The organism is Streptomyces sp. NBC_00568, from assembly GCF_026341855.1.
Classification (GTDB): Bacteria; Actinomycetota; Actinomycetes; order Streptomycetales; family Streptomycetaceae; genus Streptomyces.
The window spans coordinates 110,952-137,543 of sequence record NZ_JAPENW010000002.1; the positions used below are offsets into that span (position 1 = coordinate 110,952).

The 26,592-nt window shown below is 67.1% G+C and carries 17 protein-coding genes and 3 pseudogenes; 10 read left to right on the forward strand and 10 right to left on the reverse strand.

Going from position 1 to position 26,592, the window contains the following annotated elements:
- Positions 1-66: 66 nt before the first annotated feature.
- The 4 genes and pseudogenes from OOK38_RS32835 to OOK38_RS32850 all read right to left on the reverse strand — a co-directional run bounded on the left by OOK38_RS32835 (position 67) and on the right by OOK38_RS32850 (position 3,379).
- Positions 67-516 carry an SMI1/KNR4 family protein gene (locus OOK38_RS32835; protein WP_266849631.1) on the reverse strand — a complete coding sequence of 150 codons (450 nt, stop codon included), beginning with the start codon at positions 514-516 and terminating at the stop codon, positions 67-69.
- 136 nt (positions 517-652) lie between these two features.
- Positions 653-1,063 (reverse strand): annotated as a pseudogene (locus OOK38_RS32840) (IS5 family transposase); the annotation flags it as partial.
- Positions 1,064-2,015: 952 nt separating this feature from the next.
- A pseudogene (locus OOK38_RS32845) lies at positions 2,016-2,251 on the reverse strand (helix-turn-helix domain-containing protein); the annotation flags it as partial.
- 372 nt (positions 2,252-2,623) lie between these two features.
- Positions 2,624-3,379, reverse strand: coding sequence for an SGNH/GDSL hydrolase family protein (locus OOK38_RS32850; protein WP_266849633.1), 756 nt, complete (start codon positions 3,377-3,379; stop codon positions 2,624-2,626).
- Positions 3,380-3,814: 435 nt separating this feature from the next.
- Between OOK38_RS32850 and OOK38_RS32855 the strand changes: the two genes are divergently transcribed.
- Positions 3,815-4,105 carry a hypothetical protein gene (locus tag OOK38_RS32855; protein ID WP_266849635.1) on the forward strand — a complete coding sequence of 97 codons (291 nt, stop codon included), beginning with the start codon at positions 3,815-3,817 and terminating at the stop codon, positions 4,103-4,105.
- 418 nt (positions 4,106-4,523) lie between these two features.
- On the opposite strand, the pseudogene OOK38_RS32860 reads toward OOK38_RS32855, so the two are convergent.
- Positions 4,524-4,711 (reverse strand): annotated as a pseudogene (locus OOK38_RS32860) (TauD/TfdA family dioxygenase); the annotation flags it as partial.
- A 917-nt stretch (positions 4,712-5,628) separates the two neighbouring features.
- Between OOK38_RS32860 and OOK38_RS32865 the strand changes: the two are divergent.
- Positions 5,629-6,468: an alpha/beta fold hydrolase gene (locus tag OOK38_RS32865; protein WP_266849636.1), complete on the forward strand. Its 840-nt coding sequence runs from the start codon at positions 5,629-5,631 to the stop codon at positions 6,466-6,468.
- 223 nt (positions 6,469-6,691) lie between these two features.
- Positions 6,692-7,525, forward strand: a complete 834-nt coding sequence (locus tag OOK38_RS32870; RefSeq protein WP_266849638.1) for an alpha/beta fold hydrolase — start codon at positions 6,692-6,694, stop codon at positions 7,523-7,525.
- A 167-nt stretch (positions 7,526-7,692) separates the two neighbouring features.
- Here the strand turns inward: OOK38_RS32870 and OOK38_RS32875 are convergent, their stop codons facing one another.
- Entirely contained in the window at positions 7,693-8,838 is a 1,146-nt protein-coding gene (locus tag OOK38_RS32875; protein WP_266849640.1) for an ISAs1 family transposase, read from the reverse strand.
- Between the two features lie 804 nt (positions 8,839-9,642).
- On the opposite strand from OOK38_RS32875, the gene OOK38_RS32885 reads away from it, so the two are divergent.
- A complete protein-coding gene (locus OOK38_RS32885; RefSeq protein ID WP_266849641.1) occupies positions 9,643-10,050 on the forward strand; it encodes a hypothetical protein in 408 nt (135 codons plus the stop codon).
- Between the two features lie 13 nt (positions 10,051-10,063).
- A complete protein-coding gene (locus tag OOK38_RS32890) occupies positions 10,064-12,676 on the forward strand; it encodes a tetratricopeptide repeat protein (RefSeq protein ID WP_266849643.1) in 2,613 nt (870 codons plus the stop codon).
- A gap of 1,571 nt (positions 12,677-14,247) precedes the next feature.
- On the opposite strand, the gene OOK38_RS32895 is transcribed toward OOK38_RS32890, so the two are convergent.
- From OOK38_RS32895 to OOK38_RS32905, 3 genes are all read right to left on the reverse strand, one after another.
- On the reverse strand, positions 14,248-15,255 hold the full coding sequence (locus OOK38_RS32895) for a YdcF family protein (RefSeq protein ID WP_266849645.1): 1,008 nt from the start codon (positions 15,253-15,255) through the stop codon (positions 14,248-14,250).
- Positions 15,256-15,707: 452 nt separating this feature from the next.
- A complete protein-coding gene (locus OOK38_RS32900; protein ID WP_266849647.1) occupies positions 15,708-16,172 on the reverse strand; it encodes a MarR family winged helix-turn-helix transcriptional regulator in 465 nt (154 codons plus the stop codon).
- Positions 16,173-16,212: 40 nt separating this feature from the next.
- A complete protein-coding gene (locus tag OOK38_RS32905) occupies positions 16,213-17,514 on the reverse strand; it encodes an NAD(P)/FAD-dependent oxidoreductase (RefSeq protein WP_266849648.1) in 1,302 nt (433 codons plus the stop codon).
- Positions 17,515-17,801: 287 nt separating this feature from the next.
- Here OOK38_RS32905 and OOK38_RS32910 point away from each other — a divergent pair, with 287 nt between their 5' ends.
- Together OOK38_RS32910 and OOK38_RS32915 are read left to right on the forward strand one after the other, a co-directional pair.
- On the forward strand, positions 17,802-18,122 hold the full coding sequence (locus tag OOK38_RS32910; protein ID WP_266850005.1) for a WhiB family transcriptional regulator: 321 nt from the start codon (positions 17,802-17,804) through the stop codon (positions 18,120-18,122).
- Positions 18,123-18,240: 118 nt separating this feature from the next.
- Complete coding sequence (locus OOK38_RS32915) at positions 18,241-20,289, forward strand: ATP-binding protein (RefSeq protein ID WP_266849650.1); 2,049 nt, start codon at positions 18,241-18,243, stop codon at positions 20,287-20,289.
- 809 nt (positions 20,290-21,098) lie between these two features.
- On the opposite strand, the gene OOK38_RS32920 is transcribed toward OOK38_RS32915, so the two are convergent.
- Positions 21,099-21,641 carry a MarR family winged helix-turn-helix transcriptional regulator gene (locus OOK38_RS32920; protein WP_266849652.1) on the reverse strand — a complete coding sequence of 181 codons (543 nt, stop codon included), beginning with the start codon at positions 21,639-21,641 and terminating at the stop codon, positions 21,099-21,101.
- A gap of 147 nt (positions 21,642-21,788) precedes the next feature.
- On the opposite strand from OOK38_RS32920, the gene OOK38_RS32925 reads away from it, so the two are divergent.
- The 3 genes from OOK38_RS32925 to OOK38_RS32935 all read left to right on the forward strand — a co-directional run bounded on the left by OOK38_RS32925 (position 21,789) and on the right by OOK38_RS32935 (position 25,387).
- Positions 21,789-22,721 (forward strand): NADP-dependent oxidoreductase, encoded by a 933-nt coding sequence (locus OOK38_RS32925; RefSeq protein ID WP_266849654.1) that lies wholly within the window; start codon positions 21,789-21,791, stop codon positions 22,719-22,721.
- Between the two features lie 96 nt (positions 22,722-22,817).
- Positions 22,818-23,789: an alpha/beta hydrolase gene (locus OOK38_RS32930; protein ID WP_266849656.1), complete on the forward strand. Its 972-nt coding sequence runs from the start codon at positions 22,818-22,820 to the stop codon at positions 23,787-23,789.
- Positions 23,790-24,295: 506 nt separating this feature from the next.
- Positions 24,296-25,387: an alkene reductase gene (locus OOK38_RS32935; protein ID WP_266849657.1), complete on the forward strand. Its 1,092-nt coding sequence runs from the start codon at positions 24,296-24,298 to the stop codon at positions 25,385-25,387.
- The last annotated feature ends 1,205 nt before the right edge of the window (positions 25,388-26,592 follow it).

Consider the following 26,592-nt stretch of genomic DNA (forward strand, 5'->3'; position numbering starts at 1 on the left):
CCGCGACGTCCGTTCGGAACCTGAGCGCCATAACAGCGGCTAACAGAATGAGCCCCGAGGGCTGACCTACAGAGATCCCGGCTCGCCGTCGGCAATGAACCGCGTCAGGGATCGCTCCAGCAGTTCCAGAAACTGCCGCAGGTCGTCGGCTACCTTGTCGAGTTCTGGTTCGTCCCGTGATGCCGTCCGCGTTCGATGAACCGACCCATCAGGGCCCGCGACGTAGGAGAGGCCGCCGCCGTTCGAGCCGATGGCCACCATCTGGTCCGCGCCGGCAACGACAGCGCCGTGCTCCTGGAGTCGCAGAAGGACGTCGCTTGCCGGGTCGAGGAAGAAGCCGTTGCCGACGTCCGCCCAGGTCACGTCGCCGATGCTGTCGTAGAAAGTGACCAGGTCAGCCGGGATAAGGCCCGATTGGGCAAGCGTGCGAGCCGCGGTTTGATCGTCGCGGCTGGCTGGCCGGACCTCGTTGGTACCGGGGGGAAAGCCGTGCCGACGCTCGAACTCGTCTGTCATTGCGGCGAGGGTCCCGGAGACTCTGTCTGTCCACGAGGCCAGCCAAGCGGGTGAAAGCGAACGGTCACTCATGGGGCCGGATCATGGCATGAGCCACGGACATCCATGAGGTGACCGGCGGCCTTGTACCCCAACGTCAGCGCAATGCCCTGAGTTGCCGGTGGGTGATGAGGCAGCAGGCGAGCTTGAGGAAGGCTTCGTGGATGTCGGCCCGCCGTTCCCACCGGATCCGCAGGCGTCGGAAGCCGTGCAACCAGGCAAAACTCCTCTCCACGACCCAGCGGTAGGTGCCCAGCCCGGTGCCGTGTCGGGTGATTGCGGGCACGATGCCACGGGCGCGAACCTGGTCGCGGTAGATGTCGTGGTCGTAGCCGCGGTCGGCGAACAGCGAGTCCGGCTTGCGGCGGGGACGGCCGACCCGACCACGGACCGGTGGGATCGCGTCGAGTAGGGGCAGTAGTTGGGTGACGTCGTTGCGGTTGCCGCCGGTCAGCAGGACAGCCAGCGGGGTGCCGTGCCCGTCGGTGATCAAGTGGTGGCCGGGCTGACCGTTTCCGGGTCCACGACGGCCACGAAGTACTTCTCGACCTGCCGCTGTCGTCGATGTGATGCCACAGCGGCGGCCAGCCGTCAGTATTCCCGTCGTGCTTGGCCCACACATTCCGGACCGGCCCTGCGAGCCGGCCTCCCAATCCTGAGCGACACTCCCCGTCACCTGCCATGGCCCGATGAATACAGGTAGATCCCAGGTCACGTAGGCTTCTACAGGAAGTTGCACGCAGTCTGATCAACTTCAAGCCTGAGCTACTCAGCACGTAGTAGCAGACCACTGGATCCGAGCTAGGTGACACTAAGAATTCAGAAGTGCCCCAATACGCTAGGCATGACGGTTTCACTGGAAATCTGCGAAATCTGATCACCTTGGCCATAAAGCTGCAGGTCACTCAGTGTGCTCCCCGCGCACGCCGGGGATGGTCCCACCACCGTGTCCGAGGCGATCTCCAGGACGCCGTGCTCCCCACGCACGCGGGGATGGTCCCAAGGCCGGCGAAGTCTCCGTAGTACCGGCGTCTGCTCCCCACGCACGCGGGGATGGTCCCGAGGTCCGCGCGAAGAACGGGCTGGCTGTACTCTGCTCCCGTGCACGCGGGAATGGTCCCGCCTGCTTGAACGCGTCACCGATCCCGGATGTCTGCTCCCCGTGCACGCGGGGATGGTCCTCTCGATGCCGTCGACCGCGCAGGCAACCCGGACTGCTTCCCGCGCACGCGCGGATGGTCCCAAGGCCGGTGACGCCTCCGGTAGCACCGGCGTCTGCTCCCCACGCAGGCGGGGATGGTCCCGCCCTAATCCGGCTGGCCAATACGAGGTTCCGCTGTTCCCCGCGCACGCGGGGGTTGGGTCCCGTCGGGGTACTTTTGCAGAGGTGGTGCGGGGAGCTCGGCCAGCCTTTCACCCGCTGGTCACTGCGCAAACTCGTCACCTACCTGCGGAAAGCACCGAGGGTCCAAGCAGGCCAGGCCGATCTCGTTGAAGCGGTGGATGACATCGCGGACGGTGTCCTCGTCGGCTGCACCAACTGCGCAATCACCGGCACCCGGTTGCCGCCGGCCGAGGCCAGCAGCATCATCGCCCGCCGGTATCGCACCGAACTCGTGCTGCCCCGGCGCACGATCTGCTGCAGCCGCTGCCCCTCCTGGTCAGTCAGTCTGCGCACACAGACAGGCTCAGCCACCGCGCCTCCAACGGTCGGAACGGACGTCACCGTCCATCCAAGCGCCACAAGGGCCAACACGGCGAACATAGGCGGTCAGAGCACTAGCGTTCGCCGCCCTGCCCCGAAAGCCGTAAGTCGTAAGCCATCAAACTATCAAGCAGACCTACGGCCACGACACTTGACTGTAGGCGACACAATCCCCCGGCCCATACGGCAACTCACGCCGAGGCAGACGACGGCACTGTGGTGCGCCGCCGCTCGCCTCAACCCGCGAAGGGGAAACCACTCAAGCAGTCATGTGTCACGGCCCCGGGCCACGCTGCAGCACCTCGCCAACGCTGGCCGCCGAGGACCAGCAACATCACCCCTTACGCGGTAGATCCTCGCGACCTACTTCAGGGCCTCGAACACACGGTTCGCCATGAACAGGTGGCCTACACCGGTGGGGTGTGCGGACCCTGCCGAAAGCGGCAGGAGAGGGTTGACCCAGCGCGTGTTCTGCGGCTGGCACATGTCGGTGCCCTGGGATCCGGAATAGGTGTCCGCGTAGGCCGCGCCAGCACCACGTGCCTGATTGGCGAGCATCGAGTTGAGCTTCCGGGTGATGTCGTCGAGATAGGTGACATCCCCATCAGCCAGCGGAACCGATGCACCGCAACGGTCGGCCTTGGCCGGGAAGAGAGTCGGATAGCCGACCACCACCACGCGGGCCGCGGGACTGCGCCGCTTGATGTCGACGACCATGGAGCCGATCCGGGGAGCCAGCTTGGCGATCCGGGCCTCGAGAAGGTTCTGGCCACCGGCGTTGTACTTCGTTCGGCACGGACTGCCCGTGCTGCCCTTCAGCTGGGCCTGCAGAACGCAGTCAGCAAGCACAGTGGAGAATCCCAGGTCATTGCCCCCGATCGAGACAGTGACCAGGTCCGTGTTCTTGCTCAGAGCATTGAGTTGCGGGTGCGCCGGCCCCTGATCGTTCCAAAGGGAGCGAGTCGTCGCACCGCTGCAGGTGACGTTCTTGAAGTTGGCGTCAGAGATCTTGTAGGTCTTCTTCAGCCACACCGGGTAGCTGCCGGACGAACGCAGGCAGGTGGCGTTCGTCTGCCCAGAAAGGCCGGCACCAGAGGCATATGAATCGCCCAGCGCCACGTAGCTGGTAATACCTGCACTTGTGGCAGCGGCGGTTGTAGCGACCGGAACGGCGTCTGCGGTTCCAGTTCCGACGGAGATGGCTGTGGCCGCAGCAGCGACCGCAAGACCTACTGCCGCCATCGTGGTGCGGCGTTGAATACGGTACATAGGACCTTCCAGAGGTGTGCCGAGAATGAGTCTGACCAGCAACACGGGACCCTCACTGGCTGGAAGCGACAGATCCCGTGTCAGCACCCCTACGGCCCGTTGGGGGCCCTGGTTCACCATCCGCACCGGCCGCCGATGACCAAAGGGGACCGGGGCTGTCTCCAACTCTGGGTAGACAAGCCGCTCCTGCCGTGGACCGATGAGCAGGTCAAAAGCGGGTGTGATGCTGGATCCATCGCAGCCCAGGGGCGCAGCACCCCTGCCTAGAGACAGGAATTGCGTCACATGCTCACCATCAGCGCACCAGTCATACTCGCAGTGGTCGTCGTCGGGGTCCTGGTCGCCGCCTTCTCCCGAGGGCGTTGGGACAGCCCGTCCTGGCTGACTATCTTCAGTGTCGTAGTGAGTCACCTGGTCATTCGGCAACTCATGGAGAAGGCCTTTAAGGGCACGGCCACTTGGCTGCTGATCGCGTTTGAAGTGTCCTGCGGGATCCTCATCGCCACCCTCCTCAGCCCGGTGTACCACCACCTGCGAGGGCGGGGCGGAGCCACTCAGGACTCGGTCAGCGTGTGACCCTCTCTCCTCATCTCTTGTCGTCGATGGCATGGGCAGACGTGCCCTCAACCAGGACGCGCCAGGCCGACCGGTGCTCCGCGGCATCCCGTACAACGCTGCCTGCCCCCGTGCACAAGGATGCGGGGCTCAGTGACCAGGGGCCAGCAGCAGCATTCGCGCAGTTCACAACCCCGTCACCGGCCGCCTTCAAGCCTGCGCCGCCATGGCGGGAATCTCCCCGTACGACGTGCGCCCCACCGGACAGCTGATGGGGCGCACGTCTGCGGCCCTCCCAGGAGGCGATGGCCCCGACGCAAGCACCTGTCTTTCGGCTTCCACAGGCGTCCGACCGGTTGCCTCCTCGCCAACCCTGGCCCAGGCTGAGCCTTCGCGGGCGCCCGTCGCAGGAGCGTGGCGCTGCGAGGGGCTCTCGCGGTCAGGCCTTCGGCTGGGTTCCCTTGATCGCCGCACGCTGCCCGTAGCGCGAATGCGGGTAGTAGTCACACTCGCGTGGTGCTGGACACAGCGGTTGTCCCAGAACACCGGTGTGCCGGGCTCCCAGCGGACCCTGCAGTGCAGCAGCGACCTGCCGGCAATGTGGCCGCACGGCAAGTCCAGCACAGAGCGTGGCCTACCGCCGGTCCCACGAGTTCCTCCAGGTCCCCCACGGACGTCACCTGCCAGCCAGACCCGAACGGCTGAAATGGAGCGGATGATGCTTCGCGCACCTGGGCCACGGCCGAACCCCTTCCCCGCCGTCTAGCACCGGTCCTGGCGATGGGGGCCCACGACGCCTGGCTTCCGACAGCTGACGGTCCAAATTGCTCACAGGCGAGGGTGCGGTGCTCGTTGCGCGCAGCCGCCCGGCCCAGCACGGAGCACACGGGCCAGGAGGGCCAGTTGCATGGGCATGCAGCCCCGTCGCTCAAGGTGCCCTCACCCAGCCAAGGGGCGCAGCCTCTGACACTGAACACCTCCGAGAAGGAACCCGGCAGAAACGTCGCAGCGCGAACCGACGGGAACACACGGGAACGGCTGCGACACGACGGGCCTACGAGGGCGATCGGCACCCGCTTGCCCTCGCATCAACGACACGTTCCGCACCATGGGCCATCCAGCCGGGTTACAGTCGCTGAAAGCCGCACGGCTGGTGCACAGGCCTAGCGATCACGCAACCGCTACACGGCAGCACGGCTTTAACGTGGCCCGAATGAACCCCTCATGATCTCCTGTAGTGAGAAGGCGTGCGGCCTTCCGCACGATGTCGGCGCCCCGGCGCACTCCAAGCGTGCTGATGGGCGCGCTGCAGGAGGCTGGCCGCCTTACGCCATGAACGACACTGCCGCACCACCTGAACCTGCACCGCAAGGCACAGCAGATTCCCACCCAGGCTGAAAGTGAGCACGGAACTGGACTGTTAGGTGAACAACTCTGGGCGGGAGTTTGGTGGTGGCCCCGGCGCTCTCGCCTGGGGCTGGCGGTTCCAGAAGGCCCTGCAGGTCTTCGGCAGCCGCTTCGGTCCTGCGCAAGGGGAACCCGCAATGAACTGGAACTCCGCCATCCGTCCGCTCCGCACCCGCACCGTCATGGTGGCCGGCGCCACCGCCGTGGTCGTCGCCGCCCTCGCCGTCACCCTGCCGGGCAACGCCGACGCCACGCCCGCCACCGGCCCGCGCCCCACCATCGTTCTCGAGCACGGCGCATTCGCCGACGCCTCCAGTTGGAACGGCGTCATCCAGAACCTGAAGAAGAAGGGCTACCCCGTCATCGCCGCGGCCAACCCGCTGCGCAGCCCCGCCAGCGACGCCGCCTACCTGCGCAGCGTCCTGAACCGCATCGACGGCCCTGTCGTCCTGGTCGGCCACTCCTACGGCGGCACTGTCATCACCGACGCCGCCGTCGGCCAGGACAACGTCAAGGCCCTCGTCTACATCGCCGCGTTCATCCCCGACATCGGCGAAACCTCCCTGGGCCTGTCCAACAAGTATCCCGGCAGCACCCTGGGCAACGTCCTCGAACAGGCCACCTACACCCTGCCCGACGGCACCACCGGAACCGACCTGACCATCAAGCCCGACAAGTTCCGCGCCCAGTTCGCCGCCGACGTCTCCGCCAAGGACGCCGTCCTCATGGCCACCACCCAGCGCCCCATCGCCGCCGCCGCCCTCGAGGAAGAGACCACCCGCACCGCCTGGAAGACCATCCCCTCCTGGTCCCTCATTGCCACCCAGGACAACAACATCCCACCCGCCGCCCAGCGCTACATGTCCGAGCGCGCAGGCTCCCACACCACCGAAGTCAAGGCCTCCCACGCCGTCGCCGCCTCCCGCCCCGACACCGTCACCCGCCTCATCGAACAAGCCGCCCACACCGCCAAGTAGCACCCTGCAGTCCCCGTAGGCCTGCAGCACTCCGGAACACCGGCGGACCGCACCTGCCGCATCTCGGCAGCACGTCGGAACCGCAGCACCGCTGCAGCACCCTCCGCCACCCTCGGAACTCCTGCAGCACCCACGCCGGCCCTCTGAGCGCAGCATCCCGTGCGCTCCCGGTCCCGCAGGAACCACAGCCACAGCCACAGCCACAGCCACAGAGGAGCATCACATGTCGTTCATCACCGTCGGCCAGGAAAACTCCACCGACATCGACATCTACTACGAAGACCACGGCACCGGACAGCCCGTCGTCCTCATCCACGGCTACCCCCTCGACGGCGCCTCCTGGGAAAAGCAGACCGCAGCCCTCCTGAAGGCCGGCTACCGCGTCATCACTTATGACCGCCGCGGCTTCGGACGCTCCAGCCGACCCACCACCGGCTACGACTACGACACCTTCGCCGCCGACCTCAACACCCTCCTCGAGAACCTCGACCTCACCGACACCGTCCTCGTCGGCTTCTCCATGGGCACCGGCGAAGTAGCCCGCTACCTCTCCACCTACGGGCCCACCCGCATCGCCAAGGCCGCCTTCCTCGCCTCCCTGGAGCCCTACCTCCTCAACACCCCCGACAACCCCACCGGCGTCGACGGCAGCGTCTTCGAAGGCATCCTCGAAGCCGTCACCACCGACCGCTACGCCTACTTCACCGACTTCTACCAGGCCTTCTACAACCTTGACGAAAACCTCGGCACCCGCATCAGCGAAGACGTGGTCCGCGCCAACTGGAACACCGCGGCCAACGCCTCACCTCACGCCTCCCAAGCCTGTGTTCCCACCTGGACCACCGACTTCCGCAACGACCTCACCCGCATCACCCTCCCCACCCTCATCCTCCACGGCACGGGCGACCGCATCCTTCCCATCGACGCCACCGGCCGCCCCTTCCACAAGGCCCTCCCTCACGCCGACTACATCGAAATCGAAGGCGCCCCCCACGGCCTCCTGTGGACCCACGCCACCGAAGTAACCAACGCCCTCCTCACCTTCCTCAACAAGTAGCCACCCCACACCACGAAGAGCCGATGGCCTGTCACTAACCAACGGGCCATCGGCACTCGTCGTCGTCCCCTCCGAGTCGTCTAGCGCGATCAAAGTGCGCCGTTGCGATCGTGCTCGTCGTCAGGCAGGGGTGATTCATAGCCTGATTGGTCGTGTCGCGTTGCAGGTCAGGCCAGTTGGAGGAGGTCCAGCGGGCGGGTGAACGGCGCGTAGGAGACCTCTCGCAGTCCGGTGGTGATGCTGCGGTAGCCGGCGTCCCGGAGGGTTTTGATCGCGAGGTTGCGCAGGGTGGCCATGTTCTCCGGGCTGTGTCCGGTCCGGATTTTGGAGGCGTCCTCGGCGAACGTGGTGTCTCTCACGTGGTGCACGGCCTCGATGCCCCACTGCGACCTGGCCAGGCGGCCGATGAGCTGCGGGGATGCCTGCCTGGCCGTCATGTCGGTGATCGCGTAGACGGTCTGCCGGGTCACCTTGCCGGTCTTGATGTCGGTGCGGTGGCGCAGGATCTTCACCGCCTGGACCACGTGCGGGAAGTCCAGGTGGAGGCCGGTGACAGTGAGGGTGCGCACCGAGCGGGTCTCGCGCCGGCCGTGCCCGCGCTGACGGTCGTAGCGGCGTGCGGTCACTTCCTTCCACGGCAGGGACTTGATCGCCGCGTGCAGGGTGGGCTGGTTTCCCTTGACCACCAGCAGGTAGTGCGCCTTCTTCACCTCCACCAGCCATTTCGCGTGCTCGCGCTGGGTGTGCAGGGCATCGGCGGTCACCACGGTGCCGGCCAGGTCGAACGGGGACAGCAGGGAAGTGAACGCGGCGATTTCATTCGTCTTGTCCGGTACCCGCAGCTGGCTGACGGTACGTCCGGCCGTCACGGCGGACAGCAGGTGGGCCGTCGCGCTGGTGTCGGTGCGTGAGCCGCGGGCGCTCTTGCCGTCGACCGCGACCGCCTGGGCCCCGGCCGGGTGGTGGCCGAGCAGATCGGCGAGCCCGCCGGGGCACACCAGCATCAGCACGCGGCGCAGGGTGGAGGATGAGGCGGGCCGGCGCACGCCGAGCGACCCACCTGCGCGAAACCCCAAACGGGCGAGGGTGTCCTGGGGTGCGTGGCGGGCCCACTGGCCGATGGCGAGATAGGAGCGGGCGCCGGCCAGGACCGCGCAGGCAGCAGCGAGCACAACCGAGGCGAGGGCGTGCCGCCGACCGCGCCGCTCACGCGGGTCGGGCAGTGCGGCCAGCCGGGCTGCCACGTCCGTCAGTTCACGCTGCTGGCGCGAGGGCGACTTGAACAGGCAGACGGTGGCAGACTGACGGCACATCGAGGCTCCGGTGGTCGGGCGACTTGGTAGGTCCCCTTGATCATCGGAGCTTCGTTGCGCCCGGAGCCGGCGCACTGAAACTTCGTCACCCCCTTGTGACCTGCTGGTTCTTGCTGCCATCAAGACCATGAATCAGCCCTGCTGCAGCGGCACATGGGCCCTCAACTTGTTTGCCTCCAGGCGCCGTTAGTTGTCTCCAGCGGCGCCTGCTCGTGTTTCCGCACGTCAGCCGGTGCTCCTGGAGCCAGCGGTCGCAAAGCCTGGCTAGGACTCCCGAGGCCGAACAGGGCGCAGCCCTCAACCGCCGTGCCGTCACCCTCAGCCCTCGGCGTGCCCGTCCCGGGCTGGCCGCCACACCCGGCGAGTCCGTTTCGGAACCTGAAGCCGAAGCATCCCGTTCACACGGATACATCCTGAAAAGGAAATCCTTGGCCCTGCCCGCCGACTGCTCAATGCTCCCGAGCACCGTCACTGAACGACGCGTACCCCGGTGCTTCCGTTCTCACATGGTCTTCTGTCCGTTCCAGCTACCGCAGCACCCGCCACCCTGACCTGCCGCCATGCCGTTTTCAGCAACCCCCCTCGCGGGCGGCTGCCGCGGCTACCAGCTGAGAACCGGACCACTGTGCGTACACCGTCGCGCGGTCCGCACTCAACCTCGACCGCTCATAGCGGCCGATCTTGGTCAGGATCCGGCCGACGCCCGCTGTACCTCGCCCCCTGGCGCATCCGCGCACGGGGCGTTACGGTCTGTAACGAGGCGGTGAGCGCATGTCCGCGCGGGCAGCCTCGGGGGAGGGCGCCGTGGAACCCATCTCGCTGCTCATCGCAGCCCTGGCGGCGGGTGCCGCGGCGGGGTTCAGTGATGTGGCCAAGGAGTCGGTCGTCTCCGCGTACCAAAGGTTGCGGGGGGCGGTACAGGCCCGGCTCGCCGGCCGTGCCGAAGGGCCGCTGATCCTGGAGCGTTTTGAACAGGCCCCCGAAACCTGGGAGCACCCCCTGCGTGCCGAACTGACCGCGGCCGGTGCGGTGGATGACGAAGCGCTGGTCGCCATGGCACGGCAGGTGCTGGCCGGGATCGAGAAGGGCAACGGCCCGGGCCCGAAGTACCAGACCGATTTCCACGGCCAGGTGGGCGGGGTCGTGGTCGGCGACGCGGCCCGCATCGACGTGAACATCAACAAGCCCGGCTCCGCCGGCGACCCGGCCTGATCCACCCGGCGCCGTGGAACGGTCCGAACCGGAGCACGTGGAGTTCCAAGGGCCCGTCGAGCTCGCCCTGATCGGTGATCACAACCGTGTCACCGTGCACCGGCACGCACCGCAACTGCCCGCGCCGTTCCTCGCCCCCAGCCGGCCCACCGGCCTGCTCGTGGGCCGGGACGAACTGCGCGACCGGATCCGCCAGTTGCTCACCGGGAATGTCGTGGGCCTGTACGGACTGCCGGGTGTCGGCAAGACAGCACTCGCCTTGGACCTCGCCTACGACGAAGCGGTCCGGGCCCGCTACCCCGACGGCGTGCTGTGGGCGGGCCTCGGTGTCCGCTGCGATGTGCTGCGTCACCTGGCCGAGTGGGGCGAGCAGGTCGGGCTGAGCGCGCAGGACCTGCGAGAACACACCGTGGCCGGCTGGTCCGAGGCACTCCACCGCAAGATCGGCGCGCGGCGCTTCCTGCTGATCGTGGATGACGCCTGGGACCCCGACGACGCGCTGGCTCTGCAGGTGGGCGGGCCGAACTGCGCCCAGCTGGTGACCAGCAGGTTCCCGGGAATTGCGCTGGAATTCGGCGGCAGCGTACTGCACGTGGACGAACTGCTGCACGAGCAGAGCCTGCACCTGCTGGAGGCGCTCGCCGGGGACGCCGTACAGTCCAATCCGCCGGCGGCGGCCCAGCTGGTCTCCCTGGTCGGCGGGCTGCCGCTGGCCCTGACCCTCATGGGGCACCACCTCAAGGGCGCGGCCCTGGGCGGGCAGCCGGGTGTCGCCGAGACACTCGAACGTCTACGGCTGGCCGAGCAGCGCCTGCAGCTGGCGCGGCGGCAGGCGCCGAGCGCCGCACACCCCAGCATCCCCGGTGACCTGCCGATCTCCCTGCTCGCGGTGCTGGACGTCGGCTACACCTGGCTGTCCGCCGCCGCGCAGCAGGCCCTGTGCGACCTGGCCGCATTCCCTCCCAAACCCAACACCTTCGGATCGGGCCCGGCACAAGCGGTCACCGGGGCGGCGCCGGAGACCCTGCACACCGTCCTGCAAGCGGGACTTGTAGAGCCGGCCGGCAAGGACCGCTGCGCGATGCACCAGGTGGTACATGATTTTGTACGCGCCAAGGGCATCCCCGCCGCCGCGGAACGCCGCATGGTCGAGGTGTTCGTGGGCATGATCCGCCAAGGGGCCGATGGAGCCGAGGAAGGTGCCATGACCAGTGAGGGCTTCCAGCGCGAGCTCGGCAACATCCTGCAGGCGCTGGACCATGCGCACCAGCACGGTCTGCACGAAGCGCTGCTCGACGGCGTAGAAGCCGCCTATCCCGTGCTCATCCACCGCGGCCTGTACACCGTGGCCGAGCCGCACCTTGCACACGCCCTGCACGCGGCACGCGCGATGGGGGACGTACGGGCCGAGGCCCGCACCCTGCTGCGCCTGGGCAGCGTCGTTCTCGAGCGGGGCGAGCTGAGGCTGGGCGACCGGTATCTCGACGAAGGAATGCAGTGCGCCCAACAGACCGACTCGGTGGGCGAGGTCGTCGAAATCCTCCTGAAGATGGGCTGGAGCACCGGCATGCGTGGCGACCTGGAGCGTGCCAGGCGGCATTTCGCCGACGCCCTGATCGGTGCCCAGGGTGCCGAAGCCGTGCCGGCGCTGCAGGGCATTGGGTGGGTCGCGGGACTTCAGGGGCGGCACAACGAGTCCGCCACGCATCTGCGCCGCGGGCTCGAGCTCGCCCGCGAGAGCGGAGAGCCCGCCCAGATCGCGGGCCTGCTGCAGGTCGCGGGTTGGATGCGAGCGCTGGCCGGCGACTACGCGGAATCCGCGGCGTTCTTCGAGGAATGCCTGGACCTGTCCCGCAGAGAACACCTGGCCACCGACGAGGTGGACGCGCTGCACGGTCTCGGCTGGCTCGCCATCGAACGCGGCCACCACGACCGGGCCCGCACCCTGCTCGCAGAGGCCTTGCAACTGGCCCGCGACCTCGACTACCACGAGCGCGTCCCCATCCTGGTCAACAACGGCCGGGTGCTGGTCATGACCGGCGAACTCGAGGGCGGCGGTCGCCTCCTGCAAGAAGCCGAACAACTGGTCCGCGAACAGAACCGCCCCGAAAAACTCAGTGAGACGCTACGGGAGTTGGCCCGATACGAACTGGCCACCGGAGCGCACGAGTCTGCCGAGCGCCATCTGGCGGAGAGTCTGCGGATCGCGGAACAGGTCGCGATGCGCGAGCCGTTGGCAGGCGCCCTTGAAGCCTCCGCCGAATACGAATTGGCGCAGGGCCACACCCCCGCCGCACGCGAGTTGCTTCTGCGCGCCACGCGTCTGGAGCGAGGAAACGCACCGGCGCTGGCTCGCCTGCGGCTGGGACTGGCCGTGGTTCACGAAGCCGAGGGAGATCTCGCAGCGGCCGGAGAGATGTACCGAGCAGCAGGCGCGGGCGCGGAACGCACAGGCCAGGAAGAGGTTGCCGCCCTGGGCCTGGCCGGAGCCGCTCGTGCCGTGGCCGCCTCCGGGAACCTGCAGGAGGCGCGGGTGTTGGGCACCGAGGCCCTGGAGCGGCTGCGTGCACTCACGAGCTCCCGTACGGCAGAGGTCCAGGAATGGCTCGACGGCCTGGAGACCTGACACCACGACGGCCTCAGCGTCCGCGCAGTGAAGGGGCTACCACCTCGCTGTCGCGCAGGTCACATAGCGGACCTGTCACGCGGGGCGCCACTCGCCCGTCCTGATGCCGAAATGCCCCGGGACACACCCAGGGGCACGACATCAGGAAAAGTCATCATGCGTGTATTCGTTGCCGGAACCACCGGGGTGATCGGCCGGGCGCTCGTTCCGCTGCTCACCTCCGTGGGACACGAGGTCATCGGGCAACCGCCCTGCCATGAACGGGAGGCCACCGCGACGACCTCGGCCTGGTCGCCACTGCCGCGCAGCGCGGGACCGCCGGCATCGCCCTGGCAGATCACGGCCTTGTCCGACCGTTCACAGGTGATCAGGCGACTTGGTAGGCCACCTTGATCATCGGAGCTTCGTTGCATGCGGGGCCGACATCGTGAAGGCTCGTCACCCCCCTGTGACCTGCCGCTTCTTACTGTCACCCGGGACTATGAATCAGCCCTGCGTCGTCAGGCGACAGACTCGCCTCGATCAATCGGCCGCCAGATGAAAGAGCTGGTATTCAGCAACAGTTCTGAAACCCATTCCGCGATAGACAGAAGCCCCAATTCGTTGGCCTGCAGGGTGGCTATGCTCAGCCCACTCCCTGCCCGCCTGCAGGGGCAACTGTCAAAGCTGCTCCGATTCCCTTGCGGCGAAGTTCCTCCGTCGTGGTCACGACATAATTGCCAGCCGCTCCGCGAGCGTCGAGCATGAGGGCAGTCCCAACCGCTTCACGTTGATGCGCCCCGTCACGCGGACGATGTTCGACGCATCCCAACGCCGACTCGATCCCGAACGCGAAGTCCACGAGCGCCGGCTCCACACCGAACGAACGGCTGTAGGTATGCGTCCACTCGGCAAGGTGCAGCGACGCGAGGGCCGTGCCAATCTCGAGGCCGAAGCCTGAGAGCTACGGAGCACTAGGTCAGCCATGCTGGGAATTCAGCTGGCGACCGCGCTCTCACCGGTGAGACGTGGTAACGGCATCGGCGTTGGAAGGCAGCACGGAAGACCCAGGGGAAACGGATTCCCCAATCCATGGGGTGCCTCAACTCAGTCCTTGCCGATGGCAATGAACCGAAGCGCAACACAGGACGTAGAAGGACTGCTGGGTATTGGCGTGCTTGTCACTCCAACGGCCAGACTCCGACGTCCAGACTGTGAGGCATGGAGCCTGCGACGTTCGAATGCTGAAGAACCTGGATCGTGCGGTGGCTGTCCCCGCGAATGGAGAGGGAGTGGTCCTCATCGCTTTGCCCTACACAGGGGTGATGGTCACAGGCATGCTTGTGGCCATGGCTGCGGTGGCTTTCGGCAGGGGTCCCAGTGAAAGTCGCCTGTGGTGCGTCATCCTTACCGCAGCGGGCATTTACCCGCTCTTGCTATCAATTCTCGTGGGATGCGGAGGCGACCACCCGGGGTGGCCCCTACAAGTGTCCTGTGTCTGCGGTGGACTTGCTCTCGCAACCGTGCTGAGCCCTATGATGGGGCGTCAGCGACGGTTGCGCAGCGTTAGCAGGATGAACCGCGTCGCCTGATCATGCGACGATGGCCCAGCACTGCTGGATGATCACGAGGCTCACGGCCAGATTGGCCAGCTTGCAGCGGGAGATCAGGATGGCGGCGAACTCCCGCAGTGTTGCGCTGGGCAGGAAGTAGGCCGCAGTGGGAGATCCGAGAACCTGACCGCGCATGCCTATATCGCGTGCGATGAGGGCAGCACGGAACACATGGAAGTTGTTTGTGACCACAGCACACCGGTACTTCGGTTTACTGCCTTCCATGATCGCCTTGCTGAAGCGGAGATTCTCGAGTGTGGTACGGGATTGGTTCTCCTTCACGATGGTGTCGGCAGGAAACCCGCGATCGATGAGGTATTGCGCCATCGCCTCGGCTTCTGGCATTGACTCGTCTGCTCCCTGGCCACCAGACGTGATGAGGGTGGGCCGGATGCCGTGCTGGGCGGCCTGGCTCTCGCAGACCTCACGTGCCCGCTCAAGTCGGCTCGCCAGAAGCGGAGGTACGCGAGTGCCACCGATGAGGCCGGAACCGAGGACGACGACGAAGTCCAGCTGCTTCCGGACCTTGAGGCGTCCGTAGAGGTATCCGTACGTGACGAAGCATGCAAAGAGAAAGGCGAAGTAGCACAGCAGCCCGAGGGTGATGCCCATGGCGAGGGTCAGCAGGTCGAGGTCTGCGTACACGGCGACCGGGAAGAGTACACCGACCACCACGATCGCCACACCAGCCAGCAAGGACAGGAGGTTGCCCAACCGCCTTCCTTCCTTGCGGAGCATCTCCAGACCATTGGTGATCAGGTAGTAGACGAAGAACAGCACCCCGCCGAAGAGGAGAGCGACCACCACGAGGGCGAGAGTCCCAAACAGCAGGCCCGCTGCAGCGGTCATGGCAAGATCTACAAGGCCGATTGCAAGGAGGGTCAGGGCCAGGCCCAGCATGACAGCGTTGATGAAGCGCCGTGGGTCGGTAAGAACTCCTATGCTGAAGAGCGTCAGTGCAGCACCTACGAGCGAAAAAATCAGCACGGTATGACCATTTCTGAACTACGGTCGGCGGGTCGTGGGCGGTGCACGATGCCTCGGACCACCCGCCTGCCGGACAATCCGGACGACGTGCTCTCCTACGCCTTCGTGGCCATACCATCCGCACGGACAAGTGAGGGCCGCACACGCGTGAGAGCCCACCGCGTAGCTCTACGTCCTCTCGGCCTCGCCGGTTCAGCCGTTGATCCGGTTACTCCTTGGTGCGTCACGTCATCAGGTTTCGATAACACGACGGCTGCCCCAGTTCTCGCCTTCAACTCGAACGCCAGCAGCCGGACACTTCGCTAAAGGCGGCACAGAGGCTGCCGACATCCTCAGAGCCGGTCTGGAGGTTCCAGCACGAGGGAACCTGCGGAGGAAGGAGAGTCCGCCACGGCATCGCCACTGGCATCACCGATGCGTCTGTGGCCGTTTGTGGGTAGCCCCACAGCGCGCTACCCATACCGCTCGGCCAGCGCGTGCAGCGAGTGGACGAGTGCCTCGAACTCGCCTCCGGAAAAGTCGAGTTCATCACGGAAATCGACGAAAATGCCCTGCGCTGCTCGGCGCAGATCGTCCCCGGCTTCTGTACAGAAGACTTCGACGCGGCGTTCATCCTGAGGATTGCGCTGCCGATCAACGAACCCACTGCTCGCTAGCCGCTTCACCAACGGCGAGAGCGTCCCCGAGTCCAGGCGCAGAGCCACAGCAAGTTCGCCCATCGAAACCGGGCCGCGCTCCCACAGCACATGCATGACCAGGTACTGCGGGTACGTCAGCCCCAGTTCTGCCAGGACGCGGCGGTATCTGCCGACGGATGCCCGAGATGCCACATACAGAGCGAAGCAGAGTTGCTCCTCCAATGGCATCGGCAGCGGCGGATGTTGGTCACCCGTTACTGAAGAACCGGTCTGCATCATCCGCTATCTCCTCGTTCCTCGCGCAGCGCTGACGACCTACTCATCCGGCAAGGCCTTGGAGAAGGTCACGCCGGGATGGAAGGTTCCGCTGGCCGGCTGAGTGCTGCAGGGCCTCCAGCCGCCTGACCAACGCCCGCGATAGCAGTATGTGGTTCGGCTGCTCTCGCTCTGCCGCGGTGCGGACCGCCAACGCCGACTCCCCGTCGTCTTGGCAGCGGATCGTTTCGGGCCAGGTCCTGACCTGGGCTTCGGCTCCGTCGTAGAAGCGCGTTTCTACGCCGATCGCGCGCTGGTGGACGGGCAGCAAGACGTCCGCCGTAGCCTGATCCAGCAGCAACGCAGTTGCTCTTGCGTCTCCCGGTGGCGCGGTGCGCAGTGTGTCGCGCAACAGCAAAGCCTGTGCCGTGCCCAGGGATGGGGCGATGCCCAGGAGTGGATGGCACGTCGCCCAGGCTTCTCCGACGGCCATCACACCAGTGGCGATCGGTTCGCCGCCCACAACGAAGCGCCGCCACCCGCTTTCCGCCCGCAGCGTCGTGCACACCCCGGACAGCAGCTCCGCCCCGCGTGGTAGCAGAGACGGCCGGTACAGGTCTACCAGCCGACGCCAGGCAGCAACCCCTGCCAGCGGATAGAGCGGCTCGTCGTCATCTCGAGTGCACAGCGTCAGAGACCAGCCGCCGTCTGAGGCAAGGCTGGCAGCCCACAACCCTTCCCTCAGCGTCAGTGTCCAGGGATCGGCCTCTGCGGTGGCCTCCGGGACACGAAACCGCACCGAATAGAGCCGGTGTCCGCTGTCCTGGTACTCCTCGCCTGGCCGGGGGGCGCCCACGTCGCTCAGCAAGCCTGGAATGGGTGATCCATCGCCGCGGCTGTCCACCACCAGGTCGGCGAAGACGGCTTCGCCACGGGTGGTCAACACGCCGCTGATGTGCGGACGTCCAGCAATACGTGATCTGCCCGTCAGGAGAGACTCAATGCCGTCATCCAGGCGCAGCGTCAGCCCGGGCGCGGCCGACGCCGCCACGAGCAGAATCCGCCGCGCTCGCTCACGACTGATGACGAGGCTGCCCCCAGCCCCATCCGAGCCCGCCGGCGCTACCCGCTGCGCACCGTGGAACAGCAGCAGCCGAGCAGGTTCGGGCAGCTCCCGCGCCAACACGTCGAGCAGTTCCGGCAGCAACACATGCGATGCCCCAACCGGATCCAGGTGCTCCGTCCCAGAAGGCGACCCGCCGCCGGCAAGGGGATGGCCGAGCATCGTGACGTCATGCCCGTCCGCGGCCAGCACTAGGGCGGCCACCAAGCCTGTAAAGCCGGTTCCGGACACCAGTACACGCATGCGCGTCCCTCTCAGCAATGTCCCCGAATGATGGCTCGATGGTGTCCCGATTCACTGCTCACACGACAGATCGTTTCTCTAGTCATTCCGCAGCCGAGCGCCAAGCTCAGAGCCGGTACCCGCGCGCCCAAGACACTGACACCGAACCGTCCCGTGCCTTCGCCCGTACAGACAGTGCCAAACAAAAGGGGCGGAATCATGAATCGCACAGCAGGCAGCCGACGGGCCGGCACCCCCGGACCCACACAGACCAAGGGGCCGAAATGACACAACCCTCGATGCTTCCGATGGAACCACTGCCTCCGACCACCGGCGCGGAACCCTGCGCCGGGTCTCGGGGATTCTTTCTCGACAGCTACGCCCCGCAGACCCGTGAGGTCCTGGCAGCCGGAGCCCTCTGCCGCCGGTGTCCGGTGGCCAAGTCCTGCCTGATCTGGGCTCTCGCCAACCCTACGCTCGCCTACGACGGCATCTGGGCAGCGACAACACCCAGCCAGCGCAGAACACTGCGCAAGCGCCTCCTGCATCGTCTGGGGCCGGACCGGTTGTCCCAAACCCTCAGGACCGAATACGCCAGAGCCCGCGCTGACCTGGTCAAAACAGGGTGACCACATCGAGATCCGCTCGGCCCGCCCGGCACCGACATGACAACGCTGCCACCGAACCGGCCAGTAGTAATCTCCTCAGATAAGCAACCATCCGGTTGATCAGGCAGAGGAGCCGACAGTGAGCGAAGGTAACCGCCCGTATCGCGCGCTCGGCGACAGCCTGGCCGCGGGCCGCGAGCGAGCCTTCGTCGGCCGCCAGACCGAGATCGCCCTGTTCCGCGCGGCCCTGGCCGGTGACCCGGCAGCCAGCCCAGTCCACTATCTCCACGGGCCCGGTGGCATCGGCAAATCCATGCTGCTGCGCAGACTGGCCCAAGAGGCCCGAACCGCGGGACGGCCCGTCGTCGAGGTCGACGGCCGCATCATCAGCCCAACGCCGGAGGGCTTCGCAGAAGCAGCCAAGGTGGCCGTCCAAGATCCAGGCGCCGTACTCCTGGTGGACACCTTCGAACGCTGCCAGGGCCTCGAAGGATGGCTGTGGGACCGTTTCCTGCCGAAACTGCCCGAAGGCAACCTCGTCGTCATCGCCGGCCGCCTTCCACCAGACCCCGTGCAAACCTCGGATCCCGGCTGGGCGGATCTACTCAAGGTCACCGCACTGCGCAACCTTGTCCCACGGGACGCGGCTGAATTCCTGCGCGTACGCGGGGTACCGCGCCAGACCCACGCGGCACTCCTGTCCTTCACCGGCGGCAATCCTCTGGCCCTGGCCCTTGCTGCCGCCGTCACTCTGAAAGACGCGACAGCTTCTCCCGAGTGGACGCCGAGCCACGACGTCATCGCCACCCTCCTGCCGCAGCTCATCGGGAACATCCCGGACCAGCAGCGCCGCAACGCCCTGGAAGTCTGCGCCCACGCTTACATCACCACAGAGTCGCTGCTACAGGCCATGCTCGGCGACGATGCCCCGCAACTGTTCGCATGGCTGCGCCATCAGCCCTTCGTGGAGGCCACCGCAACCGGCCTGTTCCCCCACGACGCTGTACGCGAACTCCTGGAAGCCGACCTGCGCTGGCGCAACCCTGAAGGGTTCTCCGCCATGCACCACGCGATGCGTGAGCATCTACTCGGCCGACTGCGCTCCGCACCCGAGACAGAGATGCTGCAGGCCACCGGGAGCCTCATCTACCTGTTCCGCACCGACCGCGCGATGTCCGACTTCAACGGATGGCGCGAGGCGGGCCTCGTAGAAGACCAGCCCTACACCCCCCAGGACCGCACTCGCGTACTGGAACTCGTCCGGGAGGCCGAGGGCGAAGAATCGGAACACATCGCTTCCTACTGGCTCGACCGCCAGCCTGAAGCCTTTCGCATCTACCGCTCCACGCAAACGGGAGTGCTCGACGCATTCTCAGCATGGCTGCGCCTCTCCGAGGACATCGCCTCCGACCCCATCGCTTCCGCAGCATGGCGCCACGCATGCTCCGTCGCTCCCCCACGCCCCGGAGAGCACATCGGCATCGAGCGATTCTCGGTCAGCAGCCAGGCCTACCAGAGGCCATCGGCACCCATGACCCTCATGCAGTGGCGGGCCACGGGAGAGATGATCCGGGGCGAACGTCTGGCCTGCTCCTACGTCGTCATGCGCGACGACGGCTTCTGGAACGCCCACCTCGGCGACATCAATATGGTGCCCGCCGAGTCGCGCCCCGTGGTCGGAGACCACTCATACGCCATGTTCTTCCACGACTGGCGTGCGCAGCCGGTGAGCCCATGGCTCCTGGAAAAAAGCAATGCGATGCTCACGGGTACGCCCATGGTCCAGACTCCCCTGGAGCGCTCGGCCGAGCTCACCGTGCTTTCCCGCCCCGAGTTCGAGGCCGCCGTGCGTGACGCCCTCCGGTCTCTGAGGCGTCCTGAGTTGCTCGCCTCCAACCCTTTGAACCGCAGCCGTCTGATCGCCGAGAGCACCAGGCCCCTGGCCGATGTGCTCAAGCTGGCAGCAGACGCACTGCTCGAGGAGCGAGGCGGCGACAAACGCCACCGCGCAGTCATGGTGACCTATTTCAAGGGTTCCCCCACTCAGGAGGCAGCGGCAGAACGGCTGGGCATCCCCTTCAGCACGTACCGGCGCCACCTCACCGCTGCCGTCGACCGTATGTGCCAACTCCTGTGGCAGCACGAACTCAATGGCACGGAGATCACCCCGCCCGAGAACAGCGACTGACCGGCGAAACGCTCAAACAACGCATTCGCCGACTGCAGTGGCCCGGATGCGCTGATAGTCCGCCTGGAGCACACCCCTTCCGCCCCGGTGCGATGGCAGTATCAGCTCCGGCCCGCCCGCTTGCCGACGTCGACACCGCCGCGACGCGCTCGCCAGCCAGTTGTTCGCTGACCGTTCAAGAGCCGATGCTGCGAAGACTGGTTCGCCCCGACCCGTTCCTCGCCTCCACCAGCTGCTCCGTCGGCGTTCTTCGGGTTCGTCCGATTCCACGCGTCGCGCGTTGATCCGTTCCGGCAGTTCAGGACGAGCGTGCACTGGTTCGCACAGATCCAGGGACTGCTGTCGTGTGCAGTGGACCCATGGATCGACGCTTCGGGGTGGCCCGGGCTGTCGGCGATGCGTGCCCAGATAAAGCGGTGCCGGGGGGATCCCAGGATCCGTCGGCGATCTGACTGGTGATCCAGTGGGCAGTGCTTGCGCGGTGGCCCTTCGGTCAGGGCAGGTGGTGGAGCAGCCTCAGCTCCTCCACTACCTGGGCGGGATCGCTGACATTTCGGACCCTTCGCTCCGAAACAGGCTGGTCCGCCTGTCGATGGGGTGCGCTCTGTCAGCTCCGGCAACCAGCGCGTCCGGTCTTGCTTGGATGAGCCGGTCGGACCCGGCGCGGATGGTGCGGTCTGCGGCAAGCCGACGGTGCGAGGCTATGGGTGGGGATCTTCTCCACTGGCCGCGCAGCCGTTGGCGTGCTTGGCCCAGAGTCGGTCCGGCGGCAGCGGGTCGTGGAACGCGCAGAGCGTTCCTTGAGAGCGTCAGTCCTTCACCGGGGCAGCGCCTGGAGCGGGGGCACGGCGTTTGCGGGCTGCGGCAGAGCGAGGTGGCTGGGCGCGCATGTGGTCGCGTACGCGGGTCATGATGCTGCCGAGATCCTGCAGGTCGTTGTCGCTCAGCGGGTCGAACAGCAGGTGGCGGACGAGCTGGATGTGTCCGGGCAGGATGCGGCGGATCAGGGCAAAGCCCTCGTCGGTGAGGGCAACGGCTGTGGCGCGGTCGTCGTCGGGGGCGGGACTGCGAGTGATCAGGCCGGCTTTCTCCAGCAGGCCTGCCTGATAGGTCAGGCCACTGCGGCTGTACACGACGCCGTCCGCGAGCTGGGTCATGGTGAGCGGCCCGGGTGCGTCAGCAAGGCGGGCCAGTAGTTCGAACTGTACGTAGCTGATGCCGCCGTCAGCGCGCAGCTGCTGCTCGAGCTGGTACTGGAGCAGGCTGACGGACTCCAGCAGCACGAAGTAGGTGTTCAGCTGCGCGGGGTCAAGCGGCTGGACGCCATCGGCGTCGGGGCGGATCTCGGACATCCGTCCAGCCTACGTACTACGAATTCAAAGCACACTGTCGGATCATGTGTGACGAGGGTCACAACCAAGCGCGGCATTACTTCGCATTCGAAGCAAGTTATGGTCAGTGTGCTTCGAGTTCGAAGCAAATGCGATGAAGGAGTGATCATGAAGGCAGTCAGGTACCACGCCTACGGCGACACCGACGTCCTGGCGTACGAAGACGCCGACCGTCCTACGGCGGGCGCAGGCGAGGTGGTCGTGCGGGTAGCCGGCACCACATACAGCCCCGTGGACACCGCGATCCGCGCGGGCTTCCTGCGCGACGTGTTCCCCCTGGTCTTCCCGCACATCCCGAGCTTCGACCTGGCCGGCGTGGTCACTGAGGTCGGCCAGGGAGTCAGTGGTTGGAACGTGGGGGACAGCGTGGTCGCGTTCCTGCCGATGAACCAGCCCGGAGCGGCCGCCGAGTACGCCATCGCGCCAGCCGAGGCCCTTGCTCACGCGCCTAGGAACGTTGCCCTGGCCGACGCTGCCGCACTTCCTTCGACCGGCCTGACCGCCTGGCAGTCACTCTTCGAGCACGCGGACCTCAAGTCCGGACAGACCGTTCTGATCAACGGCGCAGGCGGGGCTGTCGGCGGCTACGCCGTCCAGCTGGCCCGTCAGGCCGGTGCCACCGTCACGGCCACCGCCAGCCCGCGCAGCATCGACCGTCTGCGCTCCTACGGCGCCGACCAGATCGTCGAGCACACCGTCACCCCACTGGCGCAGGCGGTCGCCGGGCAGCAGTTCGACGTGGTGCTGAACCTCGCGCCCACCAGTCCTGAGGAGACCGCGGCCCTGGTGGACCTCGTCGCCGACGGCGGAGCGTTCGTCAGCACCACCACTCCCGGTCCCGACAACCCCGGGCGCAACGTGCGCACGGTTCGGGTTTTCGTCCACAGCGACGCCGCCCAGCTTGGCGGACTGGTCGCCAAGGTGGACGCCGGCGACCTGCAGATCGACGTCGCCCAGCGGCGGCCGCTGGCCGACCTCGCCGCCGTCCACAACGAGGCCGCCGCCGGACAGCTGCCCGGTAAGACCGTCCTGATCCCCTGACCTGCACGGCATCGGCCCGGCAAACGCCGGGCCGTGGGCCAAACCCCCATGCCGGCCGCGTCAGCGGCCCGCGCTGATCCCTTCCAGGAGTACATCGTGACCGCACCGTCCGACACGCAGACTTCCGTCCGCCCTCCCTACGACCCGGAACTCGGCACGCTCCTCGCAGCCAGCCCGCTGCCCGCCGTATTCACGGCGGACATGATCGAGCCGCTGCGAGCCGCTCCCTTCACCGCCCCCATCGAAGAGGTGCTCGCCACCCGGGCCATGGACCACGAGATAGTCACCGTGCCCGTCCCTGACGGAGAGCTGACCGCCTCCGTCTTCACCCCGCATGGCAGGACCACCGACGGACCGGGCATCTACTTCCTCCACGGCGGCGGATTCATCATCGGCGACCGGTTCACCGGCATCGCGAACATCCTCGACTACGCCCTGGAGCACAACGCCGTCGTCGTCTCCGTCGACTACCGACTCGCCCCCGAGCACCCCGACCCGACCCCGGTGGAAGACGCCTACGCCGCCTTCGTGTGGACCGCGGCCCACGCCGCTGACCTCGGCATCGATCCCGAACGGATCCTGCTCGCCGGTACCTCCGCCGGCGGCGGCCTCGCCGCTGGAGTGGCCCTGCTTGCCCGCGACCGCCAAGGCCCGAAGGCAATAGCACAAATGCTGATGAGCCCCATGCTCGACGACCGCGACCAGACCACCTCCACCCTGCAGTACGCCGGAACCGGATCCTGGAGTCGCGAGAGCAACACCACGGGCTGGAACGCCCTGCTCGGCGAACGGCGCACCACCGACGCCGTCTCCCCCTACACCGCGCCCGCCCGGGCGACCGACCTGTCCGGCCTGCCCCCGGCCTTCATAGACGTCGGCTCCGCCGAGGTCTTCCGCGACGAAGACGTCGCCTACGCCTCCCGACTGTGGGCCGCAGGTGTACAGGCCGAACTGCACGTGTGGGCCGGAGGCTTCCACATCTTCGACGGCGCCGCCCCCGCCGCGGCCCTGTCCCAGGCTGCCCTCGCCGCCCGCTACACCTGGGTGCGCCGCACCCTCACCAACTGACCGCATCGCCCCCCGTGAACGCGCCCGCCAATGCGATCGCCGCCCTCCCGGAACAGCGGGCTGCGCGGTCGCACCGGCGGCGCACGCCACTCGCCCCATCCGCCAGCCTCGGCCTGCGGCTCTGACTGGGGCAGTACGGGCCCCTGCCGGCCCTGCCCGCGCGCGGGCCAACGACCGGTTGCCCTCGCAGACTTCCACTGAGGCTCTGCCCTCAGCCGTCCAGCACCAGGGCGCGGGCCGCCTGGCCCCCGAACGAAGCGGCCGCTCCACCGATCGACCCTGCGGCCCCACCCTCAGGTGGGCATCGTCCGCGCGTCGTCGTGAACCACTTCGCCATCTGGCCCGTAGTCGAACACAAGCAGCAGATACACGCTTTCACCCCAAAAGCCGCCGCGGCACCCCGCCAGAAGCACTGAGTCCCTCATATCTGCGTTGAGCTGCGCCACCGGCCCGCCGGGGCGGAGCGGCACTACGCCCCTGCCTTCGCTCTCGATAGGAGACCTGTCATGTCCGACAACGCGCTGGATGCTCTGTGGACGCCGACCGCCATAGGCGACATCGCCCTGCCGCACCGCCTGGCCATGGCCCCGATGACCCGGGACCGCTCCACCCCCGAAGGCGTTCCGACCGAGCTCAACGCCGAGTACTACGCCCAGCGCGCCTCACACGCCCTCATCGTCACCGAGGGCACCCAGCCCTCCGCCGACGGTCAGGGCTACCTCCTCACCCCCGGCATTTACAGCGACGAGCAGATAGCCGGCTGGCGCAAGGTCACCGACGCCGTACACACCGCTGGCGGGCGGATCGTCATCCAGCTCATGCACGTCGGGCGCATCTCGCACCCCAGTAACACGCCGCACGGCCGGCAGCCGACCGCCCCGTCCGCGATCGCTCCCGCGGGCATCATGTTCACCGCCTCGGGGCCCCTGCCGATGCCTGAGCCGCGCGCGCTGTCGACCAGTGAGGTCGCCGCCACTGTCGAGGACTTCCGCCGGGCCGCCGCGGCAGCCATCGCCGCCGGCGCCGACGGCGTCGAGATCCACGGCGCCAACGGCTACCTCGTCCACCAGTTCCTGGCCAGCAACTCGAACCACCGCACCGACTCCTACGGCGGCTCCATCGAGAACCGCATTCGCTTCGCCGTGGAAGTCGCCACTGCCGTGGCCGAGGAGATCGGTGCCAGCCGCACCGGCATCCGAATCTCTCCCGGGAACCCGTTCAACGACATCGCCGAGGAAGACACCCGGGAGCTGTATCCCGCCCTCGTCCGCGCGCTTGCCCCTCTCGAACTCGCCTACCTGCACATATCTCACGCCGGGGACGAGGACCTCCTCGACACCCTCCGCGGCCTGTGGCCGAACACTCTGGTGCTCAACCGGGTCGGCGCGGAACTGACTGCCCGCGCGACGGACATCGCCGACGGGCGCGCCGACGTCGTTACCGTCGGCGCGCTGGCTCTGGCCAACCCCGACCTGGTCGAACGCGTACGCATCGGAGCACCCCTGAACACCCCTGACCCGGCCACGTTCTACGGCGGCGATGCGACCGGATACACCGACTACCCCACTCTGACAGACCAGGAAAAGACCGGCCTGTAAACACCCGGGTGGCACAGGGATTGCTGCCGGGCCGCTGGAAGCGGCCCGGCAGCAATCCCTGTGCCACCCGACCATGCGCCCGATCATCTCTCGTAAAGACTCCTCTTGAGAGGGCCCTCGGCTCGCGCAGCAGCCTCTGCGTCGGCACTGCATCTCGTCAGAAACCAATGGGACGGGGAGCGAATGAAGGGATTGCAGCACGGGCACGGCGCCGGCAATCCTCGGCATCAGCTGTTCGCGTGATCCCGCAGCCAGTCGCTGGCTCCACTCGGAAAGCACGATCCAGCCTCCCCGGCCCGCTCCGCAATCGGGCCCCCGCCTCACGGCGAACTCGCGTCGGCCCAGTCGCAGCCGGGTTCGCCTCGGCAGCGCTCATGCGCCCACTAGGGGGCTGCACCCGGCTCCAGTGCCTGGAGGCTGCACGAAAGACACGCCGCGAGCGGTCCCGCGAGTATGCACAGGGGCGCGCCGGCCGCATCAACGCCGCCCCTGCAGCCGACTACGCCATCGTTCTCAGAAGTCACGGTCTGTCAGCTCACGACATCGCGAGTAGGTCAGGCATCTCCGTCACCCTGATCCGCCGACTCCTCAAACCCGCTGACCAACGCCCGCTCCAGGTAGCACGCACCACCGCCAATGCGGTCCTCGGCGTACCAGTTCCCCCACAGGGCACCGGTCTACCGCTGGCTGGCCGCGGACTGACCTGCGCAGACGAAGCGGCCAAGGTGCTAGCTGCACTCGCTTGCCAGGGTTGGCCAGCAGCCTGGCTTGCCCGCGCCCTCTGCATCAACCATCACACCGTCTCGACAATCCGGGATGGGATGCACATCCAGATCAGCATCGCGATCGACCAACGAGTCCGGCGCCTGCAGACAAGTCTCCGTCCGATCGATCCCATTGACGCCAGCGTGCGCCCCGGCGATGCTCCACGCGCTCGAACGTGGGCTGCCCGCCGCGCTGACAAGCAGAACCGCCAATCTCCCGGCACACAACTCAGCGATTGACATTCCCCTCTCCCCGAAGGGAGGGGATTCCTGGCTGAGGCTGCCTCGATGAGCCGCGCTCCCGGAGGTGTTACACCCTCGACAGCAGCCGGGGTGAGACCTCGCTTCGGCAAGGGCGCCTGTGCTCAAAGCGGAGCGCTACCCGCTCAGCCCCGCTTGCAGCAGCCTCCGCTTCCGGATGATGCCCGACGCAACAACGCG

Excerpts from the sequence above, each read along its gene's own strand:
- OOK38_RS32835 (WP_266849631.1), bottom strand. The coding sequence starts at position 516 with ATGACAGACGAGTTCGAGCGTCGGCACGGCTTTCCCCCCGGTACCAAC.
- OOK38_RS32855 (WP_266849635.1), top strand. The coding sequence starts at position 3,815 with ATGCTCACCATCAGCGCACCAGTCATACTCGCAGTGGTCGTCGTCGGG.
- OOK38_RS32865 (WP_266849636.1), top strand. The coding sequence starts at position 5,629 with ATGAACTGGAACTCCGCCATCCGTCCGCTCCGCACCCGCACCGTCATG.
- OOK38_RS32870 (WP_266849638.1), top strand. The coding sequence starts at position 6,692 with ATGTCGTTCATCACCGTCGGCCAGGAAAACTCCACCGACATCGACATC.
- OOK38_RS32875 (WP_266849640.1), bottom strand. The coding sequence starts at position 8,838 with ATGTGCCGTCAGTCTGCCACCGTCTGCCTGTTCAAGTCGCCCTCGCGC.
- OOK38_RS32900 (WP_266849647.1), bottom strand. The coding sequence starts at position 16,172 with ATGATGCAGACCGGTTCTTCAGTAACGGGTGACCAACATCCGCCGCTG.
- OOK38_RS32905 (WP_266849648.1), bottom strand. The coding sequence starts at position 17,514 with ATGCGTGTACTGGTGTCCGGAACCGGCTTTACAGGCTTGGTGGCCGCC.
- OOK38_RS32910 (WP_266850005.1), top strand. The coding sequence starts at position 17,802 with ATGGAACCACTGCCTCCGACCACCGGCGCGGAACCCTGCGCCGGGTCT.
- OOK38_RS32920 (WP_266849652.1), bottom strand. The coding sequence starts at position 21,641 with ATGTCCGAGATCCGCCCCGACGCCGATGGCGTCCAGCCGCTTGACCCC.
- OOK38_RS32925 (WP_266849654.1), top strand. The coding sequence starts at position 21,789 with ATGAAGGCAGTCAGGTACCACGCCTACGGCGACACCGACGTCCTGGCG.
- OOK38_RS32935 (WP_266849657.1), top strand. The coding sequence starts at position 24,296 with ATGTCCGACAACGCGCTGGATGCTCTGTGGACGCCGACCGCCATAGGC.